Genomic DNA, 17,047 nt, shown 5'->3' on the forward strand with positions numbered 1-17,047 from the left:
CCAGGTCATCAATCCGTCGATCCAGCAGCCTGATACTGTCATCCAGCAGTGATGTCTGCGCTACTTCGCGCGCCTTGTAACTCAGGGTCTTGCGGAGACGTCCCACGTGCTGCGAGGCGATTGACTCTGTCGTCAGGAATCGGTGTCGGGCTGCATCCTGCGGATCACTGACATCCAAATCGGGAAGGTACGTCCGTAGCATGCCCGGCCTCACACCGAACTCCATCCCAACTCGCTGGTTGAACATCGTCGTTGCAACCGGATCGAGCACGTAGGCAGATGCCTGACCAGTTGTCTGCTTGAGGATATTGCCGACGAATTCCGTCCAGTCTTTCATCGGCAGTCCGGCGCTACTCCCAGCAATGAACGAGAGAGTCCTCCGGCCGTTTCGGCCGAGGAGTTGAATGAGTTGATCCACCTGCTGTGCCCGAACTACCACCGGCCGATTTGTCAGCTTGACGCCGCGATCCGAACAGGCGTAATCCTCGATCAACGACCGGACCAGCCTGGGCGCCCCGGCCCACTCTGGTCCTTCAACGTCCATCCAGAACCATGGACGACCATCGGCCGGTTGCCGAATGGTGATGGTGGAGACCCATTCCCCCATGGGCGATTGTTCCGTGAGGATGAGGCGATGAGTGTCAGCAAAGTCTGCGGAGTCGGGGGCAATCCACTTCACCCTTGCATGATCTGCGACTGCGACGTCTTGGTTAACTTCGATCGAATCGGAGTCCAGGCCCTTCTCTCGGAGCCAATCGAATGTCTTGTTAAGGACACCTTGAACCACGTCGGCGTCTGACCCCGGGTTGATGTTGAAAAGTGTTCTGTAGCTCAGCATCAGGCGGCCTCCTCGCTCATACTCGACGGCCCAGTGGCGGCCCCTGCCAGTGCGGAGTCCCACGCTTCAGCTATGAGCTGACCTAGGAAGGAAGCGAGCTGAATCGGGACAGCGTTGCCGATCTGCCTGGCAATGGCCGTCTTCGAGCCCATCCATTTGTAGTCGTCAGGGAAGCCCTGGAGCCGTGCGGCTTCAAAGTGTGTGATCGCCCGGTGAACGTTCGGATCCGGGTGAAGGTACCGCCCCTTCTCAGGTTTGAAAAATTCGGTTCGAATCGTTACTGATGGCTTGTTCCAGTGCAAACGACCCATCACATCGCCAGATCCACTCTTGTGTTTACGCCAGCAGTCGGCCAACAGTCCCTCCGGGATATCGAACCGATTGCCGCCAGCTGGGATCGTCCTAAAGCGCTCCAGAGACCTATCTGTGTAGTTGCGTGTCACGTGCAGCTCGGGCGTTGTGAACGGACCGGGCATCGCCGCACCGCCAACTTCAGTCTTCGTGTCCGGAAAATCCCTCACCGACGTCATCCGCGGTATGACCCGTTGGTTCGGCATTCCCGCAAATGCGTCCGCTACGCTGCGGTGCTTTCCTTTGAACGGTCCTTCGCTCGGCACTTGGATCTCAGGAAGACCTCTCCGTCGCCCGATCACGATGGTCCGCGTGCGGGCTTGATAGGCACCAAAGTCCGCGGCATTCAGCAAGAGTGGCTGAAGCTCATAATCCTGCAAGGGCCCTCCAGGTGAAGCCCATGATTCAAATTCCGAGAACTGGGGCGAAGTCAGAAACTGCCGGACGTTTTCGACGACGAAAAATTTCGGTTGTGCCCTAATGATGGTCTCGGCATATTTCCGCCAGAGGAAGTTCCTCTCATCGAGCACGTCCTGCTTTCCAAGTGCTGAGAATCCTTGGCAAGGCGGTCCCCCGATGATCACGTCGGCCTGCGGCACGAGACCATCGTCCAGCCACTCCTCGATCCCCCCTGCATAGACTTTTGCCGCTCTGTGGTTCTGTGCAAAAGTGGCCGCAGCATACTTGTCGAGCTCGACGGCGACGACAGTTTTGTACCGTCCTGTGGACTTGAATCCCTGGGTCATTCCGCCCGCGCCGGCGAAGAGGTCGATGAGGCGTAGACGTTGTGGCATGACCACTAGCTTAGCCGGCCACTACGACACTTTTGGTCAGAACGGCTGGCGCGCCAGCCTTAGCCACACCTGATCCTCAGACCTTCGGTTCACCCCGCGTGCCCGATGCAGTCTAGCTAGCAAGCGGAGTATACATTTGGCTGTGGAACCCGGATGCCGCGGGTCCGGCAGCACAACATGAATGGACTAAGCACGTATGCACGCGGAGAAGCGCAAACTCATTGAGGTCTCGATGCCTCTCGAGGTCATAAACCGGGAGTCAGCACGCGAAAAGTCCATCCGCCACGGACACCCGTCCACCCTGCATCTGTGGTGGGCCCGACGCCCCCTTGCCGCCGCCCGCGCCGTGCTCTTCGCCCAGCTGGTCGATGACCCCTCATCACACCCGGACCGCTTTCCTACCGAAGAGGCACAGGCCACCGAGCGGGCACGCCTCCACAACATCATCGAGCAGCTCGTGGTGTGGGAAAACTCCAATAACAAAACTCTACTCAAAGCTGCTCACGCGGAGATCGTGAAATCGGCCGGACCGGACGGTCCGCCAGCTATCCTGGATCCCTTCGCCGGCGGTGGGTCGATCCCGCTCGAGGCTCAACGGCTCGGCCTTGAGGCCCACGCCTCCGACCTCAACCCCGTGGCCGTGCTGATTAACAAGGCACTTATTGAGATACCGCCAAAGTTCGCCGACCAGCCACCTGTCTTCCCTGGACTCTCTGAAGGGCAGACGACGGCGTGGACCGGCGCCGAGGGCCTCGCCGCCGATGTGCGCGCGTACGGCGAATGGATGCGCGACGCCGCGCAGCTGAAGATCGGCCATCTTTATCCCCGTGCCGAGCTTGGTGCCGGACAGAGCGCTAACGTCATCGCTTGGATCTGGGCGCGAACGGTCAAGTGCCCCAATCCTGCTTGCGGCATTGCCATGCCTCTGGTCCGCTCGTGGTGGTTGGGCAAGAAAAAGGGCAAGGAAGCCTACGTCGTCCCAAAGGTCGAGGGAGGAAAGGTCACATATTCGATCGGCACCGATCGAGCCGAAGCTCCGACTGGCACAGCTGATGGAACAATGTCCGGCCGGAACGGAGCTACGTGCGTTGCGTGCGCCACTGCCGTTCCAACGAGCTACGTTAAGGAGCAGGGGCTCGCTGGTGGGTTGGGCGCGTCCCTATTAGCTGTGGTTGCCGAAGGTAGTAGGCAACGCATGTATCTGGCTCCCAACTCAACTCACGAAGCAGCTGCGGCAGTGTCTCGGCCCGCCGACGTCCCGGACCAGGATCTGGGCTTTGATCCTCGGAATCTGTGGACGCCATCTTACGGTTTGACTAAATTCTCCGATCTCTTCACAAATCGCCAGCTCGTTGCCCTAACGACGTTCAGTGACCTCGTGGCCGAGGCGCGCGAGCGAGTGCTCTCTGACGGGCTGGCGGCGGGCATTCCGAACGGCGCCCGCCTAGAAGCAGGCGGCATTGGAGCCGAGGCGTATGCCGACGCCGTGGCCACCTACCTCGGACTCGCCGTCAGCCGATGTGTCGACTACAACTCCAGCTTATGCAGTTGGATCAGCGCCGGTGAAACGATTCGCAGCGTTTTCGGTCGCCAAGCAATCCCGATGGTGTGGGACTTTGCCGAGGTCAATATCTTTTCGTCCTCGACAGGAAACTTCCTTGGCCAACTTGATTGGGTGCATCGGGCACTGACAAGCGCAGGCCAACCCACTCCAGGCGCTGCTATCCAAGCGGATGCCTCATCACGGAATTACAGTGGATACGTCGTCAGCACTGACCCCCCTTACTACGACAATATCGGCTACTCCGACCTCTCGGACTACTTTTACGTATGGCAGCGCCGCACTCTTAGGTCGATACACCCGCGGTTGATGGGAACGCTTCTCGTTCCTAAGGCCGAAGAGCTGGTCGCAAATCCCTACCGTCACAAAGGAACAGCGGGCGCAGAGGCCTTCTTCGAGTCGGGCTTCGAACATGTCTTTGAAGGTATGCGTGCGGGCGCTAACCCCGACTACCCCATCACTGTTTACTACGCCTTCCGTCAGTCGGAGGCGAGCGTAGACGGCCAGTCGTCAACTGGATGGTCGACGATTCTCGAAGGTATCGTCCGTGCCGGCTGGATCGTGACCGCAACATGGCCTGTCCGCAGCGAGCGCGGCGGTCGATTGATAGGTCTGGGCAGCAACGCCCTCGCGTCGTCGATCGTCTTAGCTTGCCGCCCACGGAGCGAATCAGCGTCATCTACTGACCGTGGCGGGTTCCTTGCCGTCCTCCGCTCGGAACTCCCTAAACAGCTGCGGCAGTTGCAGGAGGCCACAGTTGCCCCTGTGGACCTCGCCCAGTCGACGATCGGACCGGGAATGGCCGTATTCACTCGCTACTCTAAGGTCACCGAAGCTGACGGGACGGCGATGCGGGTCCGCACAGCGCTCGAGCTCATCAACCAGGTCTTGGCGGAAGTGCTCAATGAGTTGGAGGGCGACTTCGATTCAGACACGCGCTGGGCGCTCAAATGGTTCCATCAGAACGCGTTCGATGAAGGACTCTTTGGCGATGCCGAAAACCAGGCAACTGCACTGAACACGTCCGTTCCCGGAATGGAGCGTGGTGGCATACTCACCAGCCGGGCGGGCAGGGTGCAGCTTTTTGCCCCTGCCAAACTCCCGGATGACTACGATCCCCGCCGCGACCAACGTCTCAGTGTCTGGGAGGCGGCGCTTCACACGGCTCGTGTCCTTGAAGCCAAGGGCATCGAGGATGCTGGCCGGCTAGTCGCCAGTCTAAAACAGGCACCCGGTTCGCGGATCGATTTGGATGCGGTGAAGGAACTCGCGTATCTGCTGTACTCAATAGCTGAACGAAAGAATTGGTCTGCCATCGGGCAAACCTTCAACAACCTGGCCACTGCGTGGCCAGACATTCTTCGCGCCTCCGACTCAGGCGCGTCCACCAACGTACAGAGCGGATTCGACTTCGAATCCCTCGATGACGAGTTCTAGAAAGGCGCCTGGGGGCAACATGGCAATGAGCAATCTCGATCGAATCGGCAAGGCACTCGATATTTTGGCGCACGGCCTGGAGCCCTTCGTCGCTGAGGCGCTCGCGTCCAGAGTGCCTCCGGGCAAGGACTGGACGATAATTCTCGCCGCCAAGGATGCACAAAACGGCGCGGCAAAACAGTACAACCGACTTGATCCCAATGATCAACTCCGAGCACTCACGGAAAAACTAATTCCCGGCTGGTTCCCCTTCGACGGAAAGCTGTCCCCTGCGGAGCGCAATTTAGCTGGAGAGGCCCGGGACATCCGCCACAACTGGGCGCACCGAACGCCAGTCAATTTCGACGACGCCTATCGTGCGCTGGACACCCTCGAACGACTCTTGCGAGTGGTGGGATCCCCTGTGGGCGCCGATCAGATCAGGGCTTCCCGGGAGGATCTCCGCAACAGCAACTTCCAAAAAGACGTCAAAAAGGCGACAACCTCGGGTGTCCTGACGGAAACTGGCTCATCCACGCTCAAAGCCTGGCGTGACATCGTCAAACCGCACCCAGATGTCATCAGCGGAACCTTCAATGCCAGTGAATTCGCGGCTGACCTCCACATGGTGGCGCAGGGTGTCGGATCCGAGGAATACATCGATCCTGTGCAGTTCTTCCGCCGCACCTACCTGACAGAAGGACTTAAAGATCTCCTCGAAAAAGCCGTTCGCCGGGTTAGCGGAAATCTTAACGCTCCCCCCGTGATCAACCTGCAGACCAACTTCGGCGGCGGGAAGACCCACTCGATGCTCGCTCTCTGGCATATCATGTCAGGCCACGAACTCGGCGATTACCCTCAGGAAATTCAAGAGCTCCTCAACGGCACCGACCTCCAAGCGCTCGGCACGTGCAGGCGCGCTGTCCTCGTGGGAAATCACATAGCCGTAACGCCGGGGAAGGACAGCGCCAAGGCAGACGGCACAGTGGTCAACACCCTGTGGGGGGAGCTGGCCTGGCAGCTTGGTGGCCGTGACGGCTACGACATCGTCAAGGAATCCGACGTCTCCGGCACCAATCCGGGCGCAAGCCTGAGGACGCTGCTGAGCCGCTACTCACCATCGCTCATTCTTATTGACGAGTGGGTGGCGTATGCCCGGCAGCTTTACGCGCGGGATGGCTTGCCAGCTGGCACCTTCGACACGCAGTTCACCTTCGCACAGACACTCACGGAAGCGGCAAAATCTGTACCGGGCGTCATGCTGGTGGTCTCGATTCCAGCGTCCGACCACACCTCGGAAGGCGAGCAGGATTTCTCGTCCGACCTCGAAGTCGGCGGCGCCAACGGCAAAGCTGCACTCGAGCGTCTGCAGAACGTGGTCCGTCGGGTGGCAGATCAGTGGCGGCCGGCAACGTCCCGCGAGTCGTTCGAGATCGTGCGCCGGCGGCTGTTTGAAGCTCCCTCTGGTGACGCCGCCATCTCTATATCATCGACGGCCCGACAATTCGCCGAGTTCTATAAGAATCATCGCGATGAGTTCCCCATCGAAACGATGGATCGCGAATACGAGCGCCGCATCGCCGAGGCTTACCCTATTCACCCGGAGCTCTTCGAGCGCCTCTACCGCGACTGGTCCACGCTGGAGAGGTTCCAGCGAACCCGCGGCGTACTCCGGCTCATGAGCACGGTTGTTCACGAGCTATGGATGGCTGGCGACCAAAGCCCTATGATCATGCCGGGCAGCGTCCCGCTCGACACCGACGGTGTCCTCACGGAGATCACGCAGTACCTCGACGACCAGTGGAAGCCCATCATCGACGCCGACGTCGACGGCTCATCAGCTACCCCGGCCCGGATAGATGCATCAAGGCCAGCGTTCCAACAGCGACTTCTGTCTCGACGCTTGGCACGAACGATCTTCCTGGGCTCCGCCCCAACGCTCCGCAGCGCGCACAAGGGCATCGAACGTCAGCATGTTGCCCTTGGAGTCGCCATCCCCGGCGATGTGGTTGGAAACTTTGGCAGTGCGCTTCAGCTCATGTCAGAGCAGGCCACCTATTTTTATTCCGAGTCCAGCCGCTATTGGTTCGATGTCCAGGCCTCAGTGAGTCGCAAGGCTAAGGACATTGCCGAGCGCCTGCACAAAGAAGACGTCTGGCAGGAGGTTGTGGACCGCCTCAACAAAGCCGAGGGGCGCACGACTTTCGCGTTCGCCGGAACAGTAGTGGCGCCGTCGTCGTCCGCGGACGTACCTGATGCGGAAGGCGTTCGGCTTGTCCTGCTTCACCCTAAACACCGACACCGAAGCAAAGCCGAGACGAGCGATGCGCTGGCGTTCGCTCAAGAAGTGTATGAACATCGCGGGTCTGCGAATCGGCAGCACCGTAACATGGTTGTGTTCCTCGCCCCGGACGACAACGAGTACGCCTCGCTTGATACCGCGGTCCGGGACTTCATCGCGTGGCGCGACATTAGCGGCCAAATCGATGATCTCGGCCTGACTCGCCAACAAGAAACTCAGGTCAAAGCCCGGCTCGCGGAAAGCCGAAAGGCCGTGGATCTTCGGCTGTCCGGCACGTACCTATGGGCCCTCGCGCCCGAGATCCACGAGGGCCACACGGTCCAATGGTCTAAACAGAAGATCGGCAGCGGCTCGGAATCGCTCACAGAGCGGACAGGCGCAGCTCTGGTCCGCTATGATGCGTTGCGCGTGGTCAACGCGCCGGCTGCGATCAAGCAGGCCCTGGATGGACGTTTGAGGGCACGCTGGAACGCTGGACGCATCACTGTAGGCGAGTTGTGGGGGTACTACACCCAGTACGCCTACCTGCGGCGTATCCGCGACCGCTCAGTCCTCGACACGGGTGTGCGTGCCGTGCTGGATCTGCCCACTTGGAGCACTGAGGGCTTCGCCCTGGCCGAGGGCTACAACGAAGCTTCAGGGGACTTCCTCGGGCTGGCACTTCCGATGAGTAACGACTCGTTTGGGACAATCACCGACTCGACACTGTTGGTAGATCCAAGGCTGGCTGAGAAGCAGCGGGAGCGAGAGGCGGCGAAGGCTCAAGCCGTCGATAAGCCGGGTGACAGCACCTCCGATGCCTTCGGCGGCAAGGAAGGCGTGACCACGGAACTGCCATGGGAGCAGCTGCAACCTCCAAAGCGTGAGCGCGCCAAGAATGTTAGGTTCACCGGTACGTTCTACGCTCGCGCCGAGGCGCTCAGAGCGGATCTTCAGAAGGTCTACGACGAGGTGCTAAGTCATCTTGCGACCGTTCCCGACGCCGACATCGAAGTGTCCGTCGAGGTCATCGCCAACCGCGCGGCCGGATTCGATGCCGACACCGTACGTGTGGTCCGCGAGAATGCTGCGCAGCTCAAGTTCGAGTCAGCAAAGTTCGAGGACGAGTCGTGACAAGTGTGGATCTCTTCGGTGGCGAAGAGGCCGTAGAGCGTGTCACGCTGCCCATCGATTCGAAAGCAATGGAGGGCCTCGGAAAGCACCACACTCTGAGCTCGGCTATCGCCGACTTGATCGACAACAGCATTAGTGCTGAGGCGAATGCAGTTTTAGTTCGTTTCCTGCAGAGTCACGGGAGCATTGTCGGCGTGCAAATCGTCGACAACGGGAAAGGTATGACCCCGCAGGGGCTCCGCGATGGGATGACGGTAGGCCGGCGACGAGACTACCGACCGGACGAGCTCGGTCATTTCGGCATGGGTCTCAAAGCAAGTTCGCTTAGCCAGGCCAATGTGCTCAGCGTGTGGACCAGGGCTGCGAACAACGATCCGACCGGCATGCGGATGACGAAGGACTCAATGATGAATGGTGCGCAGTGCGACATTCTCAGTAAGTCCTCCGCGCTGGCGCATCTCTACGCATCTGACTACGGCTTCGACCTTACGACCGGCACAGTAGTGCAGTGGTCAGACGTGCATGGCATGTCCGCGGCAGATAACCTCGCCGATCAAACCCGTTGGTTTGAAAATGCTCTGGTGGCTCTCAAACTCGAGCTGTCCGTCATCTTCCACCGTCTTCTGGAGACAGGTGCTGTGGACATCTACGTTGACGTTTTCGACGCCGACAAGTCCGCACCGGGCTTGAGTTCCAGGCTGGAACCAACGGACCCGTTCGACTACAGGCAAAGCGCCCACGACGACTACCCGATGAAGCTGGTAGGGCATGTAGGCGATCAAGAGTTCACACTCGAGTGCCACATTCTGCCAGCTGGTGGGTCATCCCCCTCCGCGCGTCTGTTGGGCAAGGACAGGGAACACCACCAGGGCATATTCGTGTACCGCCGCGACCGGCTCCAGCATCTCGGGGGATGGCCGAAGCTCCTCCCCAACGAAAAGGCGCTGCAGTTGGCGCGGGTGATTTTCGATGTGGGCACCGGCATCGACGAGCACGTCAAGATCAATCCAGAAAAGACCGGGGTGCAATTCACGCCAGCACTTACGACTGCGATCGACAGAGCGGTCAGCAGTTCGGGAGTCACCTTTCGACAGTACTTGGACACAGCCAGAGCCGCATTCAAAGAGTCCAACCGACGTACAAGAGAACATCGGCGCTTCGCACCCATGGGCCGTGGCTTTTCTGATGCCAGTCGGACGATGATTGCATCCAATGAAAAGATGCTGCGGGCTAACTCGGACCCCATCCAAATAGGCTGGAAAGCCCTCAGCATGGGTCTCTATGAGATTGATCTAGAAAATCGGACAATTTATCTGAATCAGAATTATCGGGAAGTCATTAATGGTGGCATGAAAGGTGCGATCAATGATGCTCAGCTGGTCAAGACGCTACTATTTTTACTGCTGGAGGAAGAGTTTCTTAAATCTCATCTCCAGAAAAATAGACAACAAGATCATTTCCGAATTTCACTAGCGCTCGAGCACGCACTGAGAGACGATGTTAGTCGATCCTCTGCCGTCCACGATGAAAGTCATGATGAGTAACCTCCAGCACCGATTTTTTGACCCTGATTCGCTGGAACGCCTGTTTGCGGAACGCGAAATTTCCAGGCATCGTGTCATCGACTCGCCACGATGCGAAATCACCATCGACCCAATCCATGAAGAGATAGCCCTTACTGCTCCGGCAGAGGGACCTGAACCCGACATCAGCAAATTCAGCAGGATCTCCTTTGCTGTCCTGGGCGATGGACCCGCTAGCGAATTCGAGGTCCGGGTGGATGCTACGGACGCCCACTTTGAGGCTTACAACATTCTGACGGCGATAATCGATGAGCTGTTCGCCGGTTCCAGCTTTGCGCGTGCAACAACGGAAGCACTTGGAAACTACAAGGCTCTACTACGCGGCAAGAGCGGTTTGAGCGCAGAACAGCAGCACGGATTGTACGGCGAGCTGCTACTCATGCGCCAGCTCATCTCCCTGGTTGGCGAAGCAAGTGCTGTCGACGCATGGCTGGGACCTGCGAGCGAACAGCACGACTTCGTATTCAGCGCCTTCGACGCCGAATGTAAGACGACCACCAGCGAGAAGCGGATCCACGTGATCGGATCGGCTTCCCAGCTCGAAAAGAACCCAGGGCGAGACCTGTGGCTAATTTCCGTTCAGATCACGAGGGCGGGGCTGGACTCCGGTGAGTCGTTGAACGAACTGGTAACCGCCGTCGCGCGGTCTTTGGATACAGAAACAGAGCGTTTTTGGGGTTACCTAAAGGGTCTGGGTTGGCGCCGCGAGGACGCAGACCTCTATTCCCAGCGGTTTATGCTGCGAAGCCCCATCCAGACTTACCTTGTTACCGACGACTTCCCCGCAATTACTACCGCAGCACTGAAGTCAGTTGTGCCGCACTTCGAAACTGTCAGTGACGTTTCCTATCGTGTTGATGTCAGCAGCCGTGAGCCGGCCGCTGCACCCACTCCTCTCAATCAAGCAATTTCCATCGACCAACTGGTCTAAACACGAAGGGACGGGTCCTGTGGGGGAAACGTTGTCATCATCCGCTATTCGCGAGGCCATCATCTCTCAGCTGAAGGTTATGGGAGCTGACCGGCCGAAATCACTGTTGGTTCGTGTTAACAACGAGCTCAAGGTTGAAGACCTTCCAACTATGACCGAGGAAGAGTTGATCGCATCCATCACTGCGGATAATGTCAACGACCCCATCCGAATGGAGTTCCAACTCGCGTTGGCTCGGTGGGACGCCACTTCCCAAGGCGAGTGGTTCGAAGCTTCGGAGCCAGCAACGGTTGGACGTCGCGATCGAGTCCTCACCCTCCTCGGCTTCAGCGCTGAGGCCAAAGAGGTGGTGAACGGGCAGTGGCCAGTGCGTTCGGACGAAGGGGACATTGTTATTGCAACTGAGGCTGACCCTTGGTACACAGAGGAGCGCGCGAAGCAGCATTCTTTCTACTGGCCGGCCTACCGCGGTGTCCTCTCCGGCAAGGGGTGGCCAGCGGAGGCGATAGCAGATCTGGACGTCAGCACGCGTGAAGTAGTCAGCCGGCTCAGTGACCCCACGAATGAAACTCCCTACCAATCAAAAGGATTGGTCGTGGGCTACGTGCAAAGCGGGAAGACTGCTCAGTTTGCCGGAACCATTGCCAAGTCCATCGATGCTGGCTACCGACTAATCATCGTGCTCGCAGGAACGCTGAATATGCTGCGGACCCAGACGCAGCGGCGCCTCGACATGGAGCTCGTGGGCAAGGAAAACATCATCGGGGGTATGGACGTCGATGATCCAGATCACCGCAAGGAAATCGATTATCTGGACGATACGGACTGGGATAATTTCCTGTCGCACGGCGTTCAGCCTTCCGATGCAGGCTTCGTTGACATTGTCCGCCTGTCCGGATATGCAGACGACTATAAGCGCCTCAAGAAGGGACTGAACGCCCTTGAGTTCCGCACCGGTCTTCGCGATAAGACGAAGCCGCTTTACCACCCGGACAACCTCTACAAGGCAGACGCCAAAATCGTCGTAGTAAAGAAGAATACGACCGTCCTTAAAAAGCTCGTTTCGGATCTCAAGTCGTTGAAAATCAGCCTCGCCGAGATCCCGACACTCATCATTGATGACGAATCGGACCAGGCATCCATCAGCACAAAACGTCCTACGGCTGCAGAGAAAAAGGAACGCACGGCCGTAAACCTCGAGATTACAAACTTGCTGGGCGCACTCAAGCGCGCCCAGTACGTTGGCTATACCGCCACACCCTTCGCTAACGTATTCGTCGACCCAGATGACGCGGCGGACATATTCCCGAACGACTTCATCATTGCTTTGAAGCGACCCGCGGGATATATGGGAGCAAAGGACTTTCATGATCTCGGCGTTGAGTTCGAGAATGGCTCAAAATCCGTCGGAAACTCCAATGAGGCCGCTTTCGTCCGATCCGTTCAAGGAGACGAGCCCGATTCGGTGGAAGAGTCGCTGCGAAGCGCCCTCGACGCCTACCTACTCTCCGGTGCCGTCAAGCTATATCGCGCGGAAAAATCGGAACACACATTCCGACACCACACGATGCTGGTCCACGAATCGGTAAAAATGATTGAACACCGGGATACTGCGGACGTCCTCCGTGAGCTGTGGGCCCAGGGTGGCTACTCATCGTCGGGCCTCCCCCGACTAGAGGAATTGTGGGCTACGGACTACCTTCCGGTTAGCGAAGCTCGAGCCGAAGACAAGGCCCTGATTCCTGCGTCGTTCGACGAACTTCGACCTTTCATTGGGAAGGCACTCGACAAGATCAACTCCAGCCAGAACCCTGTGCTCGTTGTTAACGGAGATAAGGATCTGCAAGCGCATCAAGAAGCCCTTAATTTTGATAAAGGTTCGGTTTGGCGCATTCTCGTGGGCGGGACAAAGTTGAGCCGTGGATTCACAGTTGAGGGCCTCACAGTTTCCTACTACAGACGAAAGACGCTAGCTGCAGATACTCTGATGCAGATGGGACGATGGTTCGGGTTTCGCAGCGGATACAAGGACTTGGTCCGACTGTATATTGGGCGAGCTGAGCTTAGTGGCCAGAAATATTTTGACCTTTACGAAGCCTTCGAATCCATAGTCATCGACGAGGAGCTCTTCCGCGAGGAGCTTGCGCGCTATGCCGAATTGGACGACGAAGGGAAGCCCCAGGTTCGCCCAAGAGACGTGCCGCCACTCGTTACTCAGCACCTCCAATGGCTTGCCCCAACGGCCGCAAACAAGCGATACAACGCAGTTGTAACCGAGCGAGGGGACGGCGGGCGTCTGAAGGACCTGAACGCCCTGCCCGCGCAGCAGGACAGCGTCAACAGGGGCAACTTCCAAGCCGTCAAACCCCTGCTTGAGTCTGCCGTACACGAAGACGTCTTCGTGACGGATTCGGGATCAAATTATGCGGCTAAGTACGGAATCGTGTCCGCCGACGACTTCATTGATGTCCTTCAGAACACGACCTTCAGCGAAACCTTCGATCTCGAACCCCAGCTTCAGTTTCTCAAGAAGGCCTGCGCCGACGGACGCATTAAGGATTGGATTGTTATCGCTCCCGAGCTAAGCGAAGGAGTAGAAGTAACTGTCGATGGGGTACAGCTCAATGTACTCAAACGGAAGCGCCGAGAGGAGCGGCAATGGGCATTCTCCGGCAGTTCCCGGAGGCAACGCGTTGCCGTAGAGGCCATCGCCGACCCACGGCAAAAAGACGGTGTGACGGAGCTGGTGGAATCACTCCGTGCTCCAACACGCGGGGCAATCCTGCTGACCGCTGCACACGACCCTCGAGGCAAACACTCAGTAAGTAGCCCCTCAACGCTTTCCGGCGAGGTTGATCCCGCTCTTATCGCGGTGATGATCTCCTACGCGGCGCCGTACGCCTCGGCTCCGAAGGGCAAGATCGGATTCACAGTGCGCAGCCAGAAGAAGGCCAACGCAGCGATTCTGTCCGCAGGGGACGAGGGCTACTACCTCAGCGACCACGAGGCCAGGCTCGCCGCTAGCTAAAGATCCAGGTGTGTGGCGGCCGGTGTGCCGCCGCCACACACAGCTGCAAATTCAGGACCACATATTGAACGTCTTCGTGTGATGCGCACATCAGCCGCGGCGAAGATCCTCATCAATATACTTTGGCCAGTCAATTAGGTGACGCGAGGCCGAGCTGCGCAAGATCTCGTGGGCTCCGGATACCATCGTGAATATTTGCTTCACCCTTGGCACCTTGAGGAAGTTGAACATCACGAGCTTTCAGACGCCGCAATACTCCATAGCGGAGCTCCGGAAATGGGCATCTACCGGTCACATTCAGTTGCCGGATTTCCAACGCTCATACAAATGGGATGACGAGCGCATTCGCTCACTTTTGGTAACAATCCTCCGAGGTCACCCCATGGGCGTAATCATGCTGCTGAAGACCGGCGGCCAACACGTGAGATTCAAGCCCAAGCCCATCACAGGTGCAGCGAGCGCATCTGAGGAGCCAGCGTTTCTACTCCTAGACGGCCAGCAGCGGCTAACTTCGCTATATCAGGCCCTGACCGGCGACGGCGTAGTGGACACGGAGGATGATCGAAAGAAAAAACTGCGGCGACGCTACTTCGTGGATGTGGAGGCCGCAGTAGGCGACTCGTCCGAGCAGTCAGAGGCCATTCGATCAGTCCCAGAAAGCGGAATGGTCACAGAGAATTTCGGGCGGACTGTCGTTCTCGATATCTCGACAGATGAACTCCAGTGGCACCACGGTCTCATGCCCATCTCCGCGATATTCGACAACTCGTGGGTGACCTGGATGCTGGCCTACCTGCACGCCGGTGGCCCAGACGACTTGCCACGGCGAACTCTGCTATTGGCGTCTTTCCAGTCACAGGTGGCTGGGCCCATGCAGGCTTATGAGATTCCGGCCATCGAACTTGCCTCCACGACGACCAAGGAGGCCGTCGCCACCGTCTTCGAGAAGGTCAACACCGGTGGTCTCCCGCTGAATGTGTTCGAACTCCTGACGGCAACATTCGCCGGAGACCGGGAGTACTTCGACGAACATGGATCCGATTTCAGGCTCGCCGACGATTGGGCTGTTACCGAAGATGTCCTAAACCGCCACAAGGTCCTTCATGATTTCCAGCGAACCGATTTCCTGCAGGCCGTAGCTCTCCTAACGACGCTGGATGCCAGAAAAGCTGACGTGGTCGCCAGCAAGCCGAAGCCAGCCGCTGTGAGCGCCAAGCGCGAGGAAATGCTCAGACTACAGCTCAAGGACTACGTGAAATGGGCACCCAAACTTCGCCAGGCGCTGGAATGGGCCGCTCATTTCCTTACGAGGGAGCACATCCATTCTGCGCAATACCTTCCATACAGAAGCCAAGTAGTTGGCCTGATTGCCTTCAAAGTTCTCATCGGTGAGACCATCGATAACCATGGGGTAACTGAGAAGATCTCGCAGTGGTATTGGTGTGGCGTTCTCGGCGAACTCTACGGCAGCACGAGCGAGACAAGGCTCGCTCGTGATGTGGAACAGGTGCCTCCATGGGCAACGGCGACGGCCGATCGAGCCGAAACCGTATCCATGCCAGAAACTATAGCGAGAGCAGGATTTTTCGAGTCACGACTCCTCTCGATGAAAACTCGTAGCTCCGCGGCTTACCGTGGCGTCTATGCGCTCTTGATGTCCCAAGGGTGTATCGACTGGCGCCAAGACATCCGTATGGAACATGCCACGTATGAACAACTCCAAGTGGACATTCATCACATTTTCCCCCGCGCTTGGTGCGATAAGTCCGGCATCGACCCGGTTATGAGGGAGTCGATAGTCAACAAGACACCGCTGGGCAAAAAAACCAACATTTTGTTAAGTGGAGACAGTCCAGCCGTTTACATCAAACGCCTGGAAACTGCGGGTTTCCCACCACATGAGGTGGACCGGATTATTTCGACCCACAAAATTGATCCGAATCACCTGCGGGCAGCAGACTTCAATTCATTCTTTGAGGCTCGCCGGGAAGAACTCATTCGGCTCATCGAGAAGGCAATGGGCAAACCGGCGCAGCGGGATATCGCATTGGCTACACCGCAGGACGGCCCAGAAGATTTCGGAGATCAGCCCGACGACATCGACTCCGAGGATGCGTCAGCTTGGCTAGAGAGTGTGCCCGCCAGCTGACTGATGTAGGAACACCCCGTCATTTTGACGAATCGAGACTTTTAGAAAAAGCGAGTCCACTGGTTCTCGTTCTTAGTGCCCCTAAGTGTTCCGCCGGGCGGTGACCTTGCTTTGGCCGCAAGGTGCCGGAATGCTGATTTAGGCGCCGACGGACCCAGCCTTGGTTGTTGCCAGGATTTGGACGATCTCACGCTGGATGCGTCCGTTGCTGGCCGCCAGGTTGACGGTGCCAGCACTGTCCCGCGCATGGATGATTTGGCCTCGCCAGTCAGTGCTGATGCCGCCCGCCTCATCAAGAATCAGCATGCCGGCCGCCGCGTCTGCCGGGCGAACGCTAGCTTCGAAGTGTCCGTGCGTAGCGCCGCGGGCAACGTCGACCAAGTCCAACGATGAGCATCCGCGCAGCCTCACGCCTCGGGCTTTAGTGCGCATTCGGGCGGCTGGTCTAAAGGCGGCCGCCGACTTATCGCTGGGCGGCAGTCCGAAGGTCAGCGTAGACTCCGCGAGGGTGCCTGCTGAAGAGACTTCCACCCTTTGCGGTTCCTGCCGGTCTTTTTGGGACCATGAACCCAACTCCACGGCTGCCATGTACCAGCCGTTTGAGAACACCGGGGCGACAGCGCCGACGATCGGACGGCCGCGAGCGACTAGAGCGTAGGTCACGGCACCGTGTTCGATCCCGGTTATCAGGTTCTCGCGTCCGTCCAGCAGATTTAGCACCCAGGCCGTCTCGTCTTCCATCCAATGCCCGGGCTCGCTGGAGAGATAGACCGGCGCCCAGTGCATAGACTGCAGCATGCTCTCGGCATGGTTTTTCACGGCGTCGACCATGCTGTCAACCTTCGCTGCGGTGACCGGTGGGCTGCTACTGAGATTCTCGGACGAGGACCAGCCGCGAAACTGGTGGGCAGAGTTCGCAGCATGATCGGCTGCCCGCAGCATGAGCTGGTACCGGACTACGGGGTCTTTTAGGTCGCGATT

General features: G+C 58.3%; 9 protein-coding genes. 6 read left to right on the plus strand and 3 right to left on the minus strand.

The genetic code is table 11. The annotated features are described in order from the left end of the window. Together NQJ30_RS15525 and NQJ30_RS15530 are read right to left on the minus strand one after the other, a co-directional pair. A partial coding sequence (locus NQJ30_RS15525; protein ID WP_441339099.1) for a hypothetical protein occupies positions 1 to 838 on the minus strand: 838 nt, incomplete at its 3' end. Beyond that, positions 838 to 1,983 carry a DNA cytosine methyltransferase gene (locus tag NQJ30_RS15530; RefSeq protein WP_255770905.1) on the minus strand — a complete coding sequence of 382 codons (1,146 nt, stop codon included), beginning with the start codon at positions 1,981 to 1,983 and terminating at the stop codon, positions 838 to 840. The genes NQJ30_RS15530 and NQJ30_RS15525, both read right to left, overlap by 1 nt. 196 nt (positions 1,984 to 2,179) lie before the next feature. On the opposite strand from NQJ30_RS15530, the gene NQJ30_RS15535 reads away from it, so the two are divergent. The 6 genes from NQJ30_RS15535 to NQJ30_RS15560 all read left to right on the plus strand — a co-directional run bounded on the left by NQJ30_RS15535 (position 2,180) and on the right by NQJ30_RS15560 (position 16,066). Beyond that, positions 2,180 to 4,981 carry a DUF1156 domain-containing protein gene (locus NQJ30_RS15535; RefSeq protein WP_255770906.1) on the plus strand — a complete coding sequence of 934 codons (2,802 nt, stop codon included), beginning with the start codon at positions 2,180 to 2,182 and terminating at the stop codon, positions 4,979 to 4,981. Between the two features lie 25 nt (positions 4,982 to 5,006). Beyond that, positions 5,007 to 8,375 carry a DUF499 domain-containing protein gene (locus NQJ30_RS15540; RefSeq protein WP_255770908.1) on the plus strand — a complete coding sequence of 1,123 codons (3,369 nt, stop codon included), beginning with the start codon at positions 5,007 to 5,009 and terminating at the stop codon, positions 8,373 to 8,375. Then, a complete protein-coding gene (locus tag NQJ30_RS15545; protein WP_255770909.1) occupies positions 8,372 to 9,919 on the plus strand; it encodes an ATP-binding protein in 1,548 nt (515 codons plus the stop codon). The genes NQJ30_RS15540 and NQJ30_RS15545 overlap by 4 nt, the downstream gene beginning before the upstream one ends. Next, a complete protein-coding gene (locus NQJ30_RS15550; RefSeq protein WP_255770911.1) occupies positions 9,909 to 10,889 on the plus strand; it encodes a PD-(D/E)XK motif protein in 981 nt (326 codons plus the stop codon). The genes NQJ30_RS15545 and NQJ30_RS15550 overlap by 11 nt, the downstream gene beginning before the upstream one ends. 19 nt (positions 10,890 to 10,908) lie before the next feature. Next, on the plus strand, positions 10,909 to 13,917 hold the full coding sequence (locus NQJ30_RS19080) for a Z1 domain-containing protein (protein ID WP_255770912.1): 3,009 nt from the start codon (positions 10,909 to 10,911) through the stop codon (positions 13,915 to 13,917). A 187-nt stretch (positions 13,918 to 14,104) separates the two neighbouring features. Then, positions 14,105 to 16,066 (plus strand): GmrSD restriction endonuclease domain-containing protein, encoded by a 1,962-nt coding sequence (locus tag NQJ30_RS15560; RefSeq protein ID WP_255770913.1) that lies wholly within the window; start codon positions 14,105 to 14,107, stop codon positions 16,064 to 16,066. Between the two features lie 138 nt (positions 16,067 to 16,204). On the opposite strand, the gene NQJ30_RS15565 is transcribed toward NQJ30_RS15560, so the two are convergent. Then, positions 16,205 to 16,897 (minus strand): inositol monophosphatase family protein, encoded by a 693-nt coding sequence (locus NQJ30_RS15565; protein ID WP_255770914.1) that lies wholly within the window; start codon positions 16,895 to 16,897, stop codon positions 16,205 to 16,207. Between the last annotated feature and the right edge of the window lie 150 nt (positions 16,898 to 17,047).

The sequence above is a fragment of the Pseudarthrobacter sulfonivorans genome (genome assembly GCF_024391045.1).
Lineage (GTDB): Bacteria > Actinomycetota > Actinomycetes > Actinomycetales > Micrococcaceae > Arthrobacter > Arthrobacter sulfonivorans_B.